The sequence below is a fragment of the Neptuniibacter sp. QD37_6 genome, from assembly GCF_047778085.1.
Classification (GTDB): domain Bacteria; phylum Pseudomonadota; class Gammaproteobacteria; order Pseudomonadales; family Balneatricaceae; genus Neptuniibacter.
In genome coordinates this window covers 1,512,780-1,530,902 of sequence record NZ_CP180550.1, presented here as the reverse complement: position 1 = coordinate 1,530,902, position 18,123 = coordinate 1,512,780, and the positions used below count along the sequence as shown (strand labels likewise).

The 18,123-nt window shown below is 43.2% G+C and carries 17 protein-coding genes; 6 read left to right on the top strand and 11 right to left on the bottom strand.

Going from position 1 to position 18,123, the window contains the following annotated elements:
* Positions 1 to 178: 178 nt before the first annotated feature.
* Positions 179 to 1,111 (bottom strand): exopolyphosphatase, encoded by a 933-nt coding sequence (locus tag ACMXYO_RS07175; RefSeq protein WP_415887826.1) that lies wholly within the window; start codon positions 1,109 to 1,111, stop codon positions 179 to 181.
* A gap of 381 nt (positions 1,112 to 1,492) precedes the next feature.
* On the opposite strand from ACMXYO_RS07175, the gene ACMXYO_RS07170 reads away from it, so the two are divergent.
* Entirely contained in the window at positions 1,493 to 2,695 is a 1,203-nt protein-coding gene (locus tag ACMXYO_RS07170; protein WP_415887825.1) for a hypothetical protein, read from the top strand.
* A gap of 140 nt (positions 2,696 to 2,835) precedes the next feature.
* On the opposite strand, the gene ACMXYO_RS07165 is transcribed toward ACMXYO_RS07170, so the two are convergent.
* Together ACMXYO_RS07165 and ACMXYO_RS07160 are read right to left on the bottom strand one after the other, a co-directional pair.
* Positions 2,836 to 3,876: an IS481 family transposase gene (locus ACMXYO_RS07165; protein WP_415884719.1), complete on the bottom strand. Its 1,041-nt coding sequence runs from the start codon at positions 3,874 to 3,876 to the stop codon at positions 2,836 to 2,838.
* Positions 3,877 to 4,002: 126 nt separating this feature from the next.
* Positions 4,003 to 4,428, bottom strand: coding sequence for a hypothetical protein (locus tag ACMXYO_RS07160; RefSeq protein ID WP_415887824.1), 426 nt, complete (start codon positions 4,426 to 4,428; stop codon positions 4,003 to 4,005).
* 375 nt (positions 4,429 to 4,803) lie between these two features.
* On the opposite strand from ACMXYO_RS07160, the gene ACMXYO_RS07155 reads away from it, so the two are divergent.
* Positions 4,804 to 5,421, top strand: coding sequence for a LysE family translocator (locus ACMXYO_RS07155; protein WP_415887823.1), 618 nt, complete (start codon positions 4,804 to 4,806; stop codon positions 5,419 to 5,421).
* Between the two features lie 3 nt (positions 5,422 to 5,424).
* Here the strand turns inward: ACMXYO_RS07155 and ACMXYO_RS07150 are convergent, their stop codons facing one another.
* The 3 genes from ACMXYO_RS07150 to ACMXYO_RS07140 form a co-directional block, all read right to left on the bottom strand.
* The gene (locus ACMXYO_RS07150) at positions 5,425 to 7,038 is read right to left on the bottom strand and encodes a hypothetical protein (protein ID WP_415887822.1); all 1,614 of its coding nucleotides are present in this window, start codon (positions 7,036 to 7,038) and stop codon (positions 5,425 to 5,427) included.
* A 233-nt stretch (positions 7,039 to 7,271) separates the two neighbouring features.
* Positions 7,272 to 7,883, bottom strand: coding sequence for an aspartate/glutamate racemase family protein (locus ACMXYO_RS07145; protein WP_415887821.1), 612 nt, complete (start codon positions 7,881 to 7,883; stop codon positions 7,272 to 7,274).
* 22 nt (positions 7,884 to 7,905) lie between these two features.
* Positions 7,906 to 9,576: a diguanylate cyclase gene (locus tag ACMXYO_RS07140; RefSeq protein WP_415887820.1), complete on the bottom strand. Its 1,671-nt coding sequence runs from the start codon at positions 9,574 to 9,576 to the stop codon at positions 7,906 to 7,908.
* Between the two features lie 301 nt (positions 9,577 to 9,877).
* Here ACMXYO_RS07140 and ACMXYO_RS07135 point away from each other — a divergent pair, with 301 nt between their 5' ends.
* Positions 9,878 to 10,648, top strand: coding sequence for a DUF4197 domain-containing protein (locus ACMXYO_RS07135; RefSeq protein ID WP_415887819.1), 771 nt, complete (start codon positions 9,878 to 9,880; stop codon positions 10,646 to 10,648).
* 76 nt (positions 10,649 to 10,724) lie between these two features.
* Here ACMXYO_RS07135 and ACMXYO_RS07130 read toward each other — a convergent pair whose 3' ends face one another.
* The 4 genes from ACMXYO_RS07130 to ACMXYO_RS07115 all read right to left on the bottom strand — a co-directional run bounded on the left by ACMXYO_RS07130 (position 10,725) and on the right by ACMXYO_RS07115 (position 14,256).
* Positions 10,725 to 11,468 carry a YebC/PmpR family DNA-binding transcriptional regulator gene (locus ACMXYO_RS07130; RefSeq protein WP_415887818.1) on the bottom strand — a complete coding sequence of 248 codons (744 nt, stop codon included), beginning with the start codon at positions 11,466 to 11,468 and terminating at the stop codon, positions 10,725 to 10,727.
* A gap of 114 nt (positions 11,469 to 11,582) precedes the next feature.
* Entirely contained in the window at positions 11,583 to 13,343 is a 1,761-nt protein-coding gene (aspS, locus tag ACMXYO_RS07125; RefSeq protein WP_415887817.1) for an aspartate--tRNA ligase, read from the bottom strand.
* A gap of 77 nt (positions 13,344 to 13,420) precedes the next feature.
* A complete protein-coding gene (locus tag ACMXYO_RS07120; protein WP_415887816.1) occupies positions 13,421 to 13,651 on the bottom strand; it encodes an FmdB family zinc ribbon protein in 231 nt (76 codons plus the stop codon).
* A gap of 158 nt (positions 13,652 to 13,809) precedes the next feature.
* On the bottom strand, positions 13,810 to 14,256 hold the full coding sequence (locus tag ACMXYO_RS07115; protein WP_415887815.1) for an HIT domain-containing protein: 447 nt from the start codon (positions 14,254 to 14,256) through the stop codon (positions 13,810 to 13,812).
* Positions 14,257 to 14,403: 147 nt separating this feature from the next.
* On the opposite strand from ACMXYO_RS07115, the gene ACMXYO_RS07110 reads away from it, so the two are divergent.
* From ACMXYO_RS07110 to ACMXYO_RS07100, 3 genes are all read left to right on the top strand, one after another.
* Positions 14,404 to 15,534: a GNAT family N-acetyltransferase gene (locus ACMXYO_RS07110; RefSeq protein ID WP_415887814.1), complete on the top strand. Its 1,131-nt coding sequence runs from the start codon at positions 14,404 to 14,406 to the stop codon at positions 15,532 to 15,534.
* 45 nt (positions 15,535 to 15,579) lie between these two features.
* Complete coding sequence (locus tag ACMXYO_RS07105; RefSeq protein ID WP_415888079.1) at positions 15,580 to 16,062, top strand: DUF1353 domain-containing protein; 483 nt, start codon at positions 15,580 to 15,582, stop codon at positions 16,060 to 16,062.
* Positions 16,063 to 16,290: 228 nt separating this feature from the next.
* On the top strand, positions 16,291 to 17,262 hold the full coding sequence (locus tag ACMXYO_RS07100; protein ID WP_415887813.1) for a GGDEF domain-containing protein: 972 nt from the start codon (positions 16,291 to 16,293) through the stop codon (positions 17,260 to 17,262).
* Between the two features lie 62 nt (positions 17,263 to 17,324).
* Here the strand turns inward: ACMXYO_RS07100 and ACMXYO_RS07095 are convergent, their stop codons facing one another.
* On the bottom strand, positions 17,325 to 17,936 hold the full coding sequence (locus ACMXYO_RS07095; RefSeq protein ID WP_415887812.1) for a Yip1 family protein: 612 nt from the start codon (positions 17,934 to 17,936) through the stop codon (positions 17,325 to 17,327).
* Between the last annotated feature and the right edge of the window lie 187 nt (positions 17,937 to 18,123).

Sequence of the window (18,123 nt, the reverse complement as noted above, 5' to 3'; positions counted from 1 at the left end):
TTGCTATGAATATGACCCGATTATAAAAAAGGCGTTCACTATTAAATGGATCTGTTTAGATCCAATGCTGCTGACGATCCTAGCTGTAGTTATAAGAAAGCTGATAGGTACTCCAGCTCCACATAAAAAAAACCGAGCTAACAATTAGCTCGGTTTTAAAATGAAACGATTTAATTTACTAACCATCTTGAGCAATCTGGCCAATCAACTCATTTAGGGTTGATTCTGCAGCATCATTTTCAACCTGACAGGTGCCTGCTGCATGGTGACCACCGCCACCGTATTTCAACATCAGCTCACCAACATTAGTTTTAGAGCCACGATCGAAGATCGACTTACCCGTGGCAAATACCGTGTTTTGCTGTTTTAAGCCCCATAAGACGTGAATAGAAATATTACATTCGGGGAATAAAGCGTAAATAACAAAACGGTTACCGGCGTAAATAGTTTCTTCGTTGCGCAGATCTAGAACAACGAGGTTACCATGCACAGTTGCACAACGTTTGATCTGCTCTTTGAATTTCGCTTCCTGCTCAAAATAGAGCTCAACCCTTTCTTTTACATCTGGCAGCGCTAATATCTCTTCGATATTGTGATCTTTACAATAATCGATCAGATCCATCATCAAGTTGTAGTTGGAGATTCTAAACTCGCGGAAACGTCCAAGACCGGTACGCGCATCCATCAAAAAATTGAGCAGTTCCCACCCCTTAGGGTTAAGAACTTCCTCTTGGTTATATTGCGCTGAGTCGCCCTTATCGACCGCTTCCATCATATCGGTCCACTCATCAGGGAAACCATCAATACCGCCATAATGTAGCCACACTACTCTGGCTGCAGAAGGGGCCTCAGGATCAATAATATGATTTTCTCTTTCACCTTTATTTCGAATGGTCTCAGATAGATGGTGATCAAATACCAGATGAGCAGCTTCGACATACGGAAGGTTTGTTGTGATATCGTTGGACGTTATTTCGACTGTGCCATCCTGCATATCCTTGGGATGCACAAATTTAATATCATCAATCAGATCTAAATGTTTAAGCAAAACCGCACATACTAAACCATCAAAGTCACTACGGGTTACCAACCGAAATTTTTCTCGTGACATACTTCGTTTCCTTATTCTTATCGTTGTCTGAGAGTGTTATGCACTGAAATCTATAAGCTTTTTGCCAAAGCCGCTAGAGCAGTATAGACAAAAAAGGTTGAAGGAGAAGCAAAATAAAGCTGATGATTGTCGCCTACTATCTAAAGAACAATCCATTTTCATATGCCAAATATATTCACCGACAAGCTTACTCCAACAAAAATATAGGCCTCTATTCAGTAACATAACGGAAAAAAAATTCCGCACACTAGCGGAAGACCATTTCCCCTCCAACCAAAGAATCCTACTTAAACCCTACAATTTCGGCCTATCAGTTACTGGTACGATTCATGCTTAAAAATGTAAAGAAGATACATTTAGATAATGGCCAAGGAACCTTAGATGTCTAGTATTAATTCATACTCCGTTTCCTACGGATCATCTTTTTTAAACACCAACAATCAAATTAAAACGGCTGCTACTGATTTTGCAGCGGAAGCTAACGATTTGATAAAAGCAGGCCTTATTGGTGAAGACAGTTTGATTGGCTTTGGCGCACAGTCAGGTTCTATTAGCTTCTGGAGCAATCAAAGTCATGCTCAATGGAAAGCCTATAACCAAGAAGGCAGTGATGCTGCTCTACAAGCTGCTGAGTATCACAAACAGATGATTGCTGAGCGACAAGATATCACTAGCCAATATCTCACTCAAGTTACATCAATAGCCACAGAGTTCAATGAACTAAACATAGATAAGATTAGTTTTCATCAGGTCTTAGACAACGCGCAGGCAGGAAACTCTTTGACTGACAGCTTTAAGCACTTGAGCGAGTCTGACGTTAAAAAAATAGAGCAGTTTTGGCAAGACCAAACAGCTAATTTGAACCAACTAGACAATAGCCTGAGTCGTTTACAAAATTTTCCAACAGACCTTGATAATTGGCTTCAGCAGCAAGACGAGCCTATCAGCGATGAAGTCTTCCAAATTGTTGATCGGCTGAAAAATAGCTGGGTGAATATAGAACCTACGGGTCCTGAAAAAAACTACCAAGCTCGAAGCTTTGACCTTCAAATAGAAGAAGGTGCCTCAACACCGAACACAGTAGCTATTTCTGAATCGGATAAAGGCTCTTCATTACTGCAAAGCCTTGAACAAGTAGCTCTTAAAAATGCACAGATTGATTACACATCTTTTGGCTTTAAAGATAATTTGCTCGAATACGCAGGCAAAGAGTTTTTACAACATGATCTCCGACAGACTTATGCTGAAATGCAAATCTTAAGTAAAGATCTGTATTCTGAGTTTTCTAACCTGTTTGGTAAAAGCAGCGGGAATAGTGCTTACAGCTTACAAGATATGATCGATAACCACCTTGAGAACAAACCGTTAGCACAACTCGAAGATGGTTCGATTCATCCTCAAGAGCTAGCAATTCAAGAATTCTGGAAAGACAATCAATTGGCATTAGAGCAATACAGCGCTAAACAACAAAAACTCAATGACCAGCCCGATAATTTTGATGCTTATCTTGTCCAAAATAAGTCCAAAATTAATCAATACCTCATGGATAATTTAGACCGCTTTTTAAACATGAAACTAAGCTAAAGATCGAAATAGGTAAGAGTTAAATACGTTAGAAATGAATAAGGCGAATAAATGAGTAAAGTGTTTACTCGCCTTCCCTAAATTGTACTAGCTCAGACCTGATCTGACAGTTACCCGTTCTTTCCAGTGCTACTGTCAGATTAGATTTGGGCTAAATTCTTTTCAGCCCAAATCTGTTTTCCATCAAGCAATGTTTCCAGTGGCGTTCTGCCACAGCACATTTTCCCCTGATGAGTTCGTTCATTGTTGTAATAATCCAGCCATTCGTCCAGATCTTTTTGCAGTTCTTCCAGTGAAGCATAGAGCTTTTTACGGAACGTAACCTGATAAAACTCGTTCAATATCGTTTTATGGAAGCGCTCACAGATACCGTTAGTCTGTGGGTGTCTCGCTTTGGTTTTCGTGTGATCAATATCGTTGATGGCGAGATATAGCTGGTAATCGTGCTGCTCAACCTTGCCACAGTATTCCGTGCCTCGATCAGTCAGGATACGCAGCATAGGCAGCTCCTGAGCCTCAAAGAATGGTAATACACGATCATTCAATACATCGGCTGAGGTAATTGGGGTTTTCGTCGTGTAGAGCTTAGCGAACGCTACCTTGCTGTACGTATCAACAAAGGTTTGCTGATATATCCTGCCAACCCCTTTTAGATTACCCACGTAGAACGTGTCCTGAGAACCCAGATAGCCAGGATGATGCGTTTCTATTTCACCGCAGGCTTCGTCATCTTGTTTCTTCTTCTCAAGCGCAGCCACTTGGTCATCCGTCAGAATGATACCTTCACTCGCAACCTTTGCTTCCAGAGCCGAAAGGCGCTTTTTAAAGTTTTCTAAGTTATGACGTAGCCAGATGGAACGAACACCACTGCCCGATACAAACACGCCAGCTTTACGCAGTTCGTTACTGGTTCGGGCTTGGCCATGAGCGGGGAAAGCTATCGCGTGTTCAATGACAGCGTTCTCAATCTGCTCATCTACACGGTTTTTGACATTGGGCGTTCTGCGAGATCGGTTGATCAGTGAATCAACACCGCCTTCCTCAACAAGTTCCTGATAGCGATAAAACGTATCACGGGAGACACCCATTACTTTGCAGGCTTTTGAGACGTTTCCAAGTTCTTCCGCAAGGTTGAGTAAGCCTGCTTTGTGTTTAATGATGGGATTGCTAGTATGCAACATGAGAGTTACCTTTGTTTTGATTTAAGATTTCAGCACCTTTATCAAAACGGGTAACTCTCTCTTTCTCAAGAAGATATGTCAGATTAGGTAGAGACTAATTCACCTAAATTCCGAATTATTCATATCTTAACCAACTTCAATAAACCACTTTGGCTGCATTTTATCAAAATCGGTTCTGATATTGCTGTCCAGGTAGCTGGCTGAATCCAACACAAATGGCTTTCCTTCTACCCTTTGGAACACAACCCAATGCCAAAAATCTTTACCCTCTTCTTGATAGTGCTTAATCGATAATAGAGCTAAATCGGGCAACTCTTCCCAAGCGCCAAACGGCGTCTCTTCATTTGAGACAGAGATATTCTGACTCGCCAAAAGCCGACGAACATAATCGGTTTGTGACCAGAGCGATTTGTCGTCTGCAAAGATCCCCATCGCATTGGCAATCTGTTTCATCTCGGCATAACTTTTACCCACGATATTAGCGACAGTGGCGATGCCGCAGCCTGTCACCTCTTCTTGCACCACAGGCTCAATCTTATGTACTTGTATCATGCCCTATTACTCTACTAACTGATCAATTTAGCTAATTAATGCAGATCTTAAGTTATGTGTCTGCATTGTCATATTGCAGAAACCTTTGGCCCCTACAATAGCCACCTCCGTGATAGATCACCACACGTATAGATAAGAGCATTGCTGTTAAGACTACTGTTTTTGACCTTATCTGGAAATTTAAGAACGTGCTCGAAAAACAGGGCCATGAAAAATAGCTATAAATCGCTATAGTCCCGTAGGCACCCAGACTTCTGTAGCTAGCAGGAACTGCCGTCGTCCCCAAATCATTTCACTTGCCTTTTTAACCGATCAATTACATATTGAACGGCTAATACGAAAACCTCATTCTGACTGCGGTCTTGGAAGCGATCGATGACTTGGGAAAGCGCGCTTTCTTTTTTCTTTGCTGTACTGGTGTTCGGCGTAACACCCGGCCCAGGCGTGTTTGCGATTCTGGCACGCGCTTTAACCAGTAGCGCAAGCTCCTGTATCCCTTTAGCGCTTGGAATGACCATCAGCGATATTCTGTATCTGATTGCGGCATGTTTTGGCCTTGCAGCCATCGCTAACCAATGGAGCGAACTGTTCACCATCATTCGAATTGTCGGTGCTGTTTATCTGGTCTATCTCGGTTGGAAGATGTGGACGACCCCATTGAATTTAGATGAACCATCCGAACAGCTCTCGCGAAAAGGCGCAGCTTTCATTTTTCTTCAGGGCTTTTTGATCTCGGCATCAAACCCTAAAGTTATTCTGTTTTATATCGCGTTTCTACCCGCGTTTATGGACCTTAGCGCCTTGAACGGTGCCGATATCGCTTTAGCTTCAGTACTAACCCTAATCGCCCTGATGATAGGTATAATGATGATCGCCATTTTTGCGGCAAAATCACGGCGTTTTTTCCAGTCAGAGAAAGGTGTTAAAAGGCTTAATAGAAGCGCTGGATCCATTATGGTTGCAGCGGGTGCCTATTTAGCGTCCCGCCACTAAGCATTACCCTTCGTTAGCTTGTTTTGCCTGCACTTGTTTTAGCGTTTCTATAATGGACTTAAGGTAATCGTACTTATCCTGTTCATCCGCGATTTGAATCTCGGTTCTCTCTCGTAGATTTTGCAAGACAGAAAGCCTTTCATGTTCTACATAGACTCTAGCGTCCTCTTCCTCGGTCTCGCCCTCGGTTTGCGATACTTCTCGGCTCTGACTGATTTCTCGTTGCTCTACAGAGCTTTCAGCCCGGACACTCTGCCGTGTTTCACTTTCACCTCTTCGCTCAGCTAACTCGGCTTCCGCTTGGTCTTGAGCTAACAGCAGGTCTAAGAATGTAGGACGCTCTTCAAACACCTCTTGATCCCTAGTTACGGTCTGGTCTTGACCAAAACGATCAATAGCATCTTGATACTGCTCAGCCAATCCACCAGCTGTAGCATCATTCTCCTCATGTACCGCTATATCCAACTCTTGAATACTGGAGACGGTACCATCTTCAAATAGGAACACACCGCTGCGTTTGACTTGGCCTAAGAGGTTGTTCTGATCATCGGTCAGATCGAACGAAGATGAGGTTGAGCCTAGATAGATCGCACCAACACCAGCATCTTTCAGACTGGTTAGCTGATCATTACCCTCTTCATCTCGTGTCCAAACTTTCAGTTTGCTAAAGATCTCATCGTTTTCATCAATCCAATGATTATTGTCCGAGTCATATTTAGCTAGATCAGAGAAACCATCTTGCCCCTGCGTACCAAACAGCTCAGAGCCATCATTAATTTGGCCGTCATTGTTGATGTCTAAAGCCAAAAACCCGCTACCTTGAGCAATAAACGAGATCTCTTCTTCAGTTCCATCGGCATTGAGGTCAAAACTGAAACTGCTATTGGTTAAACCAGCGGCACCACCATGTAGATTGATCACCAACGGATCGATCAGGCTACGGTCGACTCGCTCCTCACTAAAGCGCTCTTCCAAAACAAAGCTACGCTCCATTTCTAGTTCTAACAGGAAGTTGATCTCTCGCCCATCTTCAGTGGTAATGACACCTTGAGTGCCTACCGAGAGTTTTTCCTCTTCGGTATACACTCGCTGATTCGCTATCTGGACACGGACATCATCAGCGACCTGTCTACCTACATTCAAGGTGATATCAGATATATTGATATCGAGCTGTTCAAAGCTCGCTCGAGCTTGTAACTCTTCGGCACTAATAGCTTGTATATCTTGCGCGCTAAGGGCTTCTATCTCCTGAAACGTCTCTAACGAAGCAAGCTGGATATTCTGCACAGGAATGGGTGGATTAATCGCTAAACGCTCCAGCTGCATCCCTTCATGCAAAACAGTTTCAACGAGGGAGCTTACATTGTGTATTTGTTGAATTTGCTTAGTACCTTGTGCTGATTGCACACTGCTGACGCTATTAACACTTGCAGCTTTTTCGGAACGCATACGCGCATCGTAAGAGAGATCAACGCTTGTCCCCGCTCTCCAATTAGAAGCCGCTTCCGGTGATAGCATTACTTGCTGACTGACCGCAGCGCTCTGTTGTTGAGCTGAATCGGTAATCTGTTTTTCGTGCTGGCTATTAAAACCAATCATCGAGCTGGAGATTTTCATAAGGCCTCCCTGCCGCGGCACCCAGAGGTAAAAAAGATAGTGTAAGAAACCCTATCGGCCTTAAAGATAGGATGATGAGAAGAAAAGAGATAGGTACAGAGAGTACAGTTAAGCAGTATTCTTAATTAGCTAAACCTTAATTCCAAACAACTATAAAGCCAGCGCCAAATCCACTGCCGCTTGCGCATGGATCGCCTTAGTATCAATCAACAGGACATCCGTATCACTCTGTTTCACCAGCATACCAATTCGGTACAGCCTAAAATAACGGCTCCTACACCCTGGTCTGCTAGTGTTTGGATAATCCTTAGATACTCTGCCTTGGAATTAGGATTGATCTGACCTAGGCATAGCTCTTGGTAGATAACTTCGTGAACAACGGCTCTATCAGCTTCATTCGGGACTACAACCGATAGACCAAATTTTTCAGTTAATCGATCCTTATAGAACCCCTGTTCCATAGTAAACGTAGTGCCTAACAAGCCCACCGTTTTGATATTTTGTTTAATCAATTCCTTGGCCGTAGCATCGGCAATATGTAGCAGAGGGATATTGATCGCCGCTTCAATCTGAGGGGCTACCTTGTGCATAGTGTTGGTACAAATAAGGAGGAAGTCCGCACCTGCCGCCTGAATGTTTTTAGCTGCTTGCGACAAGATCGCAGCAGTTCCTGCCCAATTACCTTGATGCTGCAGTTTTTCAATAGGATCGAAATCAACGCTATACATCGCTATATGAGCAGAATGCAGACCACCTAAACGCGACTTTACACCCTCGTTGATCGAGCGATAATATCCCTGCGTGCTCTCCCAGCTCATTCCACCCAGTAAGCCAATTGTTTTCATACCATTCTCTTAGGGATATAAATTAACTATCCAATTCACAATTTTGATCCACTTGATAAGCAACACGATTTCGACCAGCAGCTTTTGCTTTATAGAGGTAATGGTCAGCGTTATCTATCAGCGTCGAAATACTATCTATTGGGTCTTTCATTTCGCTGATCCCAATACTCACTGTATATTGAACTTCTGTCTGTTGCTGCTGAACCACCTGATTAGAAACAACACCAATCAAACGTTCAGCCAACGTGATCGCTTCATCATGCTGGGTTTCAGGAAGTACCAAAATAAACTCTTCCCCACCCCAGCGTGCGATAATATCGCCCGCTCGAAGCTCTCGCATTAATAAACCTGATAGATCCAATAAAACCAGATCCCCAAAACTATGACCAAAGTTGTCATTTATATCTTTAAAGCGATCAATATCCATCAACATCACACAGATATTGCGGTTATTACGCGTAGCATTACTGTAAATAGGCTCAATGACTTTCTGAAATCCACGACGGTTATATAAGCCTGTTAGCTGATCCCGATCTGCTAAACGTTGGGCCTCTATTTTTTCCGCTTGGCTAATACGGAATTGGTAAGCAAGTGCTAAAGCAAACAACACTGCCTCAATCAAAATGCCGTACTCAACAGCATGAAAACCAAATGGCTGGTACTCGACTATCCCAGACACAGTAAACGCTGTAACAATTGCACTGATCATTGCGAAAATCGCAGCTCCTAAAAAGTATTTTGCCTCCTTCACTCCTTCATAACAGGCAACTACACCAGCACTAATCATCAATAGAGCAAATGGAATAACACTTATAAAAGCTGTCACGAGCATCGCAAGGTAATTTCCTGACAACACATACCAAATCACCGAGCAAAGCATGAAAGCGCTTAGGAGATTGAAACTGGTATTTATCCGTGGAAACCGCTTGGGTAACGAGAGAAACTCCCGACAAAATAATATCCCCAAATAAGCAAACAGCATCATCATCGGTGGGATTATCTGATTCTGGAATTCCGGCCAATTTGGCCATATCCATTTCAAAGCATGACCGGTATAGGCCATATTTAAGATGATAAAAGAGGCTAAGTAGAGAGAATAGAATAGGTATCTTCGACTTCTTAGACTGAAATACAGTAATACATTATAAATTAGCAATGCGGTTAAAAAGCCGTAAATGATCCCATACTCATAGCCTGACTTGATCTTTCGATCCAGCATATCTTGTTCTGTTAGCACGAACAAAGGCAACAGTTGCGGCTCTGGTGTTTCGACCCGAATCAAAACAGAGGTATCGCCCGGCTGGAAATAATAAGGGAAGGAAAAGAATCGGCTGGTTCGGTTCTTTTCAAACAGGATTGCGTCTCCCGCGATCTCTTTTTGTAGCATTTGACCATCTTTAAAAATGTATAGATGGACATGATCTAACCATGTGTTCTCTAGCTGAATATACCGAAGCTGCTCAGTTTCACTGTAATTACTTACCTCGAAATGAACCCAAACGGGAGGCGCACCTAAACCGAAATTTAGGATATCAGATTGAGAGCGTGCTCCTTTGGAGCGAACATCCTTTAGTGCTTGATTTGGATGGAGAAGAGTCCCTTCAGTTTCTTGCAGATATCGGGTATTAAACGGCTCTACAGCAAATGAGTTTTCAATACTTTGGCCAGCGTGGACGGGGAGTAAAAAAATCAAAAGAAGATTACACAGGAGGAAACCGAATAACCTCCTGCTGGCGGATAAAAAACCATATAAGTCCTGATAAGACCGAGACACCTATATCCTTTCCTCAAACGGTAAATCCTTAACTCAAATACCCACCTCTAAATTACGAGTACTCACCCTACCGATATTAGCTTAGTCGTTCATCACAAAAAACACTTTTTTGTAGCCCAATAGTTTACGGTTTGTACAGACTAGATAACTGAGCATATTAAGGCTCTGTTCGTAGTTCTTTGCTATGCTAGTGCCAATAGCACAAAGGGAACTTTTACTCATGAAAAAATCATATCTGATCGCCTCTATTCTAACGGCATCAATGGCTTCCATTTCTGCCCATGCTGGTTGGGCAGATGCTCTGAAAGAAGCAGTTCAAGATGAAGAGTTGCAAAAGAAAGTGCTAGACACCGCAACAGGCAACCCAAACAGTAGCGAAGTGACTAATCTAGACACGGAAACACTAATCAAAGGCCTTAAAGAAGCACTCGAAGTAGGCAGCAAGCGTGCAATCGAAGAGATCAGTCAACCAGGCGGCTATTTGGATAACAAAAACATCCGTATACCACTGCCAGATGGTATCAATAAAATCACATCCCTTCTTCGCAAATATGGCCTAGAAACACAAGTTGATCAGTTTGAAGAAAGCATGAACCGCGCAGCGGAGAAAGCAGCTCCTCAAGCAACCGATTTGATTGTCGGTGCGGTAAAAGATATGAGTTTTGAAGATGCTAAAAAGATCTACCAAGGCTCTGACGATGCAGCGACTCAATACTTCAAAGAGAAGACCAGCGACAAGTTGCGCCAGTTGTTCCAGCCAAGCGTAAAAGAGTCTCTAAGTCAGGTTGGTGCGACACGTTACTACAATGACCTTGCAGGTGAAGCGAAAGATATTCCGTTTATTGGCGATAAAGTTAACGTAGATTTAGATAGCTATGTAACTGAAGAAGCGCTAAACGGCTTGTTCACAATGCTTGCTGCCGAAGAGAAGAAGATTCGTGAAAACCCTGCAGCACGTACAACTGATCTGCTAAAAGAAGTTTTCAAATAATCGTCTTCAAGAAAAGCGACTAACAAAAAGCCGAGACTCATTTCTGATAGATCTCGGCTTAATTTAATAAAACACTCTAACTACTCAATTCCATCGCCTCTTCAGGAATAATCGCATTGTGGTAAACATTCTGCGAGTCATCCAGATCATCTAGTACATCAATTAGCTTCATCACTTTTCGAGCGGTATAGACATCAAGCTCAACAGTTGTAGATGGAATCATTGCCACTTCAGCATGCACCGGCTCCAAGCCCGCATTTAGTAGCCCCTGCTTTACATCTAAGAAATCATGCCAGTCAGTGAAAACATCTATCGACCCGTCGTCGTTAGCAATAACATCATCCGCACCCGCTTCTAGCGCTGCATCCATGATGGTTTCTTCATCTATTTCTACAAAAGTGATCTGGCCTTTTTTATTAAACAGATAGGCAACTGAACCACTCGTACCAAGATTACCGCTGTACTTATTAAATGCAGCACGCACTGCCGCCACGGTCCTATTAACGTTATCTGTCATGCACTCAACCAGGATTGCGACACCGTTAGAGCCATAACCCTCGTAGGTCAACTCGTCGTAATGCTCATCTTCACCGCCACCAGCGCCTCGCTGAATTGCTTTATCGATAGTGTCGCGTTTCATATTAGCGCCAAGCGCTTTATCAACCGCTGCGCGCAACCGCGGATTATCGTCAGGGCTACCACCTCCTTCCTTTGCAGCAACCACAAGTTCTCGAATAAGCTTGGTAAAGATCTTGCCGCGCTTTGCATCCTGTGCAGCTTTACGGTGTTTGATATTGGCCCATTTAGAATGACCTGCCATACCCCCTACTCCCTTTCGATATTATTTTTATCCAATATAAACAAAAAAAGCCGCCCGAAGGCAGCTTTTTAGTTTTAACCGATCCCTAGCTTGAACTAGGACAACGCGATGTTATTAAGGCGTTTTACGCAGCTTAATGTTCAATTCACGTAGCTGTGCAGCACTTACTTCACCCGGCGCTTCAGTCATCATACAAGATGCACTTTGCGTTTTAGGGAAAGCAATAACTTCACGGATTGAATCTGTGCCCGTCATCAGCATGATCAAACGATCAAGACCGAACGCCAAACCACCGTGCGGAGGCGCACCGTACTGCAGCGCGTTTAGCAGGAAGCCAAACTTGTCGTCAGCTTCTTCATCAGAGATACCAAGAATCTCCAGTACTGTTGCCTGCATTGCCTGATCGTGGATACGAACAGAACCACCGCCTAGCTCACAGCCGTTAAGAACCATGTCGTATGCACGAGATAGCGCTTCTAGCGGGTTCGCTTTTAGCTCTTCTGGAGAACAGCTTGGCGCAGTGAATGGGTGGTGAAGTGCTGTTAGGCCGCCATCTGTTTCTTCGAACATTGGGAAATCAACAACCCATAGAGGCGCCCATTCACACTGAGCCATCTCAAGATCTTCACCCACTTTGATACGTAGAGCACCAAGCGCTTCAGAAACTACCTTAGCCTTGTCTGCACCGAAGAATACGATATCACCGTTTTCAACGCCTAGACGATCCATGATCGACATAGTCACTTCATCACCTAGGAACTTGATGATTGGAGACTGTAGGCCGTTAACGCCGTTTTCGATTTCGTTAACTTTGATCCAAGCAAGACCTTTAGCGCCATAGATACTTACAAATTTAGTGTAATCATCAATGTTTTTACGAGTCAGCTTAGCGCCACCAGGAACTTTAAGTGCAGTTACGCGGCACTTAGGATCGTTTGCTGGGCCTGCGAATACTTTAAATTCGATATCCGCCATTAGATCAGCAACATCAACCAATTCCATTGGGTAACGAAGATCAGGCTTATCAGAACCGTAACGCTGCATTGCTTCTGAGTAAGGCATGCGTGGGAAATCACCCAGATCTACACCTTTAAGCTCTAGGAACAACTTGCGGATCATAGTTTCAGTCAGACCCATGATGCCTTCTTCGTCCATGAACGAAGTTTCGATATCGATCTGAGTAAATTCAGGCTGACGGTCAGCACGCAAATCTTCATCACGGAAACATTTAGCGATCTGGTAGTAACGGTCGAAACCAGACACCATCAACAACTGCTTAAATAGCTGCGGAGACTGTGGCAGCGCGAAGAACTGACCTTCATGAACACGGCTTGGCACTAGGTAGTCACGCGCACCTTCAGGTGTAGCACGGTTTAGTATCGGCGTTTCGATATCCAGGAAGCCGTTATCATCTAGGTAGTTACGAATCGCATTAGATACTTTAGAACGGAAACGTAGCTTTTCCTGCATCTCTGGACGACGTAGGTCGATGTAACGGTTACGTAGACGTACATCTTCACCAACGTTTTGGTGCTCATCCAACTGGAACGGAGGTGTTTCAGACTTGTTCAAAATAACAAGCTCTTTACCTAGCACTTCGATTTCACCAGTAGGCATTTCAGAGTTGATCGTGCCTTCTGGACGACCACGAACAGTACCTTTGATCTCAACTACGAATTCATTACGGCAGCTATCTGCTAGCGCGAAGCTCTCTTCACGATCTGGATCAAATACAACCTGTGCTAGACCTTCACGGTCACGCACGTCTAGGAAGATAACACCACCGTGGTCACGACGACGATGAACCCAACCACAAAGGGTAATGTCTTCGCCGATATGCTCTTTTCTGAGATCGCCGCAATAATGACTGCGCATAATTTACTGTTCCTGTTAACTGTCTCGGTTTGGTTTTCACCAAACGGTCAATGAATTAATACTTTATCTATCCGGAGTTAGCTGTCTGTACCTGACGAAGCACCGGAACCACCCGCAAGATTTTTCTTCTTGCCGGTTTTAAAATCTGTCTCGTACCAGCCGGAACCTGAAAGACGAAAACCCGGTGCTGATACTTTTTTGGTCACTTCCTCACTTGCGCAGGAAACACATGCAGGCGCATCACTTTTAAGAACAAGTTTTTCAAACTCGTGACCACAGCTGTCACACTGAAAATCAAAGATTGGCATTGGAAATAAACCCGATCGAAACTTCCTAAACGCAGGAAGCGTATTTTAAAAACGGCGGATTATACCTTATTTAAGCAGAGGGAACAGGCCCCAAATGGGATTGAGGCCCTAAAGATTTAAAATACAGGTGACTAATTTTCAATGAAGCTAAATGAAGCTTATTCTTCCGGTACAAATTCCAGCTCACCAGACATTAACGCTTCTAGTTTTCGTCTAATTTCATGAATCTGTTCAGCTGTATACGGCTCCGCTGGCACCTTACCCCAAACAGGCCCAGGCCAAGCCTTATCAGTCTCATAACGAACGATATGATGAAGGTGTAATTGCGGCACTATATTCCCCAAAGACGCTACATTCATTTTTCTAGCAGCAAAACTATCTGCCAAGTTAGATGCCAAGAAAGATGATTCCTTGATTAACTCGCACTGCTCATCATCAGAAAGATGATAGATTTCTGTTGCACCTGCACGCCTTGGCACCAAAATAAACCAAGGATAATTAGCATCGTTTAACAGTAAGAGCCGACTAATCGGAAAATCCCCTAACACTATACAATCAGCGGCTAACTGCGGGTGAAGTTCAAACTCAAGCTCTAATTCATCCATTACAATACTCCTATCACTAAGCTTTACTTCTTATTTGGGGCCTTAATACAAAATAACGACTTTGACACTGACATCCATCTCTATTCCAATAGGCAACAAATCGCCCCAACACTATTTAGCTTAGCAACACTCAACCGAAGCCGCGATATGTTAGAAATAAAAATCAGCCATAAAATCAGTGAAATAGGTCTCGATACATGGAATAACCTCCTGCCTACTGATTACCCATTTTGTCGATACGAATTCCTCCATGCCCTAGAGGAGTCAGGGAGCGTAAGCGCAAAAACAGGCTGGCAGCCACTACATATCGAGCTACAAGATAATGGTATAACAGTGGCAATACTGCCACTTTATCTAAAGAATCACTCCTACGGCGAGTATGTATTTGATTGGGCTTGGGCTGAAGCTTATGAGCGCTATGGCATCGATTACTACCCAAAACTCGTATCAGCTATCCCCTTCTCTCCCGTTGGCGGGCCTAGATTGTTAACAAAACAACCCATAGAACCCTTATTTGAGAGTTTAAACCAAGCTATTCCTCAGCTTTGCCAACATTTTAAAGCCAACTCTTGGCACCTGCTTTTCCCCACCAAAGAGGAAGCTGAATTACTGGACAGCTCAAACTATATGATTCGTAAAGGGTGTCAGTACCAGTGGTTTAATCAGGATTACTCCACCTACGATAATTTTCTGCAAAGCCTGACTTCTCGTAAGCGCAAAAGCCTCAAAAAAGAGCGACAGAAAATTGATGAACAAGGAATTATTCATCGCCAAATTCAGGGTAAAGATATTACTGACAGTGAGATCGATATTTTCTACGATTTTTACCGTTTAACCTATCTAAAACGCGGACGTGAAGCCTATCTCAGCAAAGCATTTTTCACCCAGCTAAAAAAGACCATGCCCGAAAATCTATTGCTGGTCATGGCCTATAAAAATGAGACAGCGGTAGCAGGGGCGCTCTCCTTACAAGACTCCACAACTTTGTACGGGCGCTACTGGGGATGCTTTGATGAGTATGACAGCCTGCATTTCGAAACCTGCTACTACCAGGGCATTGAATTTTGCATTAGCCTGGGGTTAAAACGATTTGATTCAGGCGCTCAAGGAAAGCATAAAATACAGCGAGGATTTACCCCTGTACCTACTTATTCAGGCCACTGGCTTAATGAAGTCGGATTCAATCAAGCAGTACAACAATTCATAAATGAAGAGACCTCTGCGATCGATGAACAGATCGAGCAACTGAAAAAGTATTTACCCTACAAAGCGCTATAATTAAGAAAGGATTTGACCAACAAGACAAGGAGTCATCTGGTGAATATGCCAACTATTCGTCCACTACCTATAAAAACCAAAAACGAATCCCTCATTATTCGAATCCTACGTTGGATTTTTGCCGTTCGAAAATGGGTACTTACTTCTGATTGGACCTACACTATGCGTGATGGGACGACCATTGTGATACCTAAAGGTTTCGAATTTGACGGTGCTTCCATCCCCCGCCCCCTTTGGGCAATTCTCTCCCCGACAGGCCTATTATTTCTACCCGGTTTAATCCATGACTACGCGTATAAATACGACCAACTCATCGGAATTGATGCAAATGGCAAACGCTTTGCCTACAAATCTGGCGCTGGTAGATCTCACTGGGATCGGGTATTTCGTGAAACTGGGATTGATATTAACGGGGTTGCTTTTATAGACACCCTCGCGTGGTTAGCTTTAGCGTTAGGAGGCTGGTACACATGGAGACAACACCGTAAAACCAATGCTCAGCCAGTTATTGAGCAAGCCATTAAATAACTCTTACGCCGAAAATGTGCATTTCTGCTGTAAAACTCCTCTAACATAGGGAATTGAACCAGAAAAAAAACGACGTGCTATCTATAAAAAGATAACTAGCTGAAAATAAAACACAATTAAATCAAATAAAACTAATTTATATCAAGCGGTTGTTCAGTAATATCGTTTAGACTGCTACAATTTATAGAAACCTAATTTCTACGGGCCTTGTAGCGTTAAGTAGTATCTATGAGCGAACATCTTCACATCAAACAAGCGTTTGAATTATCCGCAAAGTTCCTAGCGCATAAATCTTATAATTCGCTGACCCATGCAGTTCTTCACTACTTCTGCTCTCTAGAAGGTGTAGATGATGCGGTATCGTATGAAATTTTCGGTGATGCTAAGTCCGATACCGGCCTTTCCATCAGACGCTTTCCAATTACCTTAGATGAATCATTTGAAGATCGACATAGCGATCTAATGCTTAAAACGCTGCCAAAAAGTAAAGGTGGTGTAGCATGCATGAAGTTCAAAGGTGAAGACTATATATTCTTAGACATTACTAAAGATGTTATTCCTCGACGTATCATTTTGATCACGGGCAAAGTATCTGAAACGGATATGGTTTTGATCGAAGGTGTCTTCAGTATCTATGAAAAGCAGGTTGCATTATTAGATGCTAAAGAACGCGATATGCTAACGGGCTTACCTAATAGACAAACCATGGAATTGAGCCTTAACGAGGTCGTAGCGTTTCATCGCGGCCATAAGAATAACCACATAAACTCATCCTGGATGGTTGTTCTCGATATTGACCACTTCAAAAATATTAATGATACCTTCGGCCATCTTTACGGCGATGAAGTTCTTTTGCATTTCGCAGAATTGATGAAGAAAACCTTCCGTTATACCGATTTTCTGTTCCGTTATGGCGGCGAAGAGTTTGTCGTCATTCTCAACAATGCCGATCAAGATCAAGCCCTACAAATACTCGAACGCTTCCATAAAGCAGTTCAGGATTACACATTCCCATCAGGCAAACTAACAGTAAGTGTTGGCTATACAGAGATTGACCCGGTTACACCTCCAATGCTGCACTTTGAGCAAGCCGACCGAGCGCTATACCACGCAAAAAACAACGGCCGAAACCTCATTGTACACTTCAACGAAGTTAGCTCTCGAATTGAAGTACCCGATGATGACGTAGAGCTTTTCTAAAACACTCATCAAAAACAAAAAGAGCAGCTTATAAGCTGCTCTTTTTCATTTCAGTAACCTTATCACCCAGAGATAAATACAGGTGCGAACCCAAGGTTCCACACAATCACTGTACCTACGCGAGTAATAACCAAATAGACAAGCCCTACCGCCAGAATTGCTCCACAGAAGAAGAAAGCCTGATCTTTATCGATCCCCAACACATGTGGCAAACCGTCATAGATCAAATAACCGGTATAAGCTGCAGCCGCTAAATATACCAACATGTTAGCCCATGGAACGGGGTATAAAGAGATAAAGCCCGCTAAGAAAAGCGGCGTACAAGAATAAGCAGCTAAGGCAATACCATTTGCAGCATATTCATCATGTCCACTACCGTAAGTTTTTGACATCCAGTCAATCATCCAGCCTAAGCCAAACACACCAACAAGGATTGCTACATAGGTTAAGACGTTCAATTGCAATGCACTTACTGCAGTGAGTTTAATCAACTCACCATCACCGACACGCCAACCAAATTGAGTTGTAGAAATGTAAGCACACACAGGACCTATTATCGCCAATAGACAGGTATAGGCCATGTAGATACGACTGGGATTACTGTGCTCTTTTTTGATCAATTCCCACTCTGCATCAGGGTGGGTAAACATTCCGGGTATGTGACTCAGCAGCATAATGATCACCTCTTAGGCTTGTTATTTTGCGAGTTATTAGCTTTGAGTTGCCTCTAGCTATTACGTTCCCAATGAAAAACAGATCATTTTTCATACAGTTATTTTAGTTGAGTTCGCAGAGGTTCTCCGGCAATGCATCTTGAAAATCTCTAAAGTTATTCAGTGAATCCTATTCAAATTTTTAAAG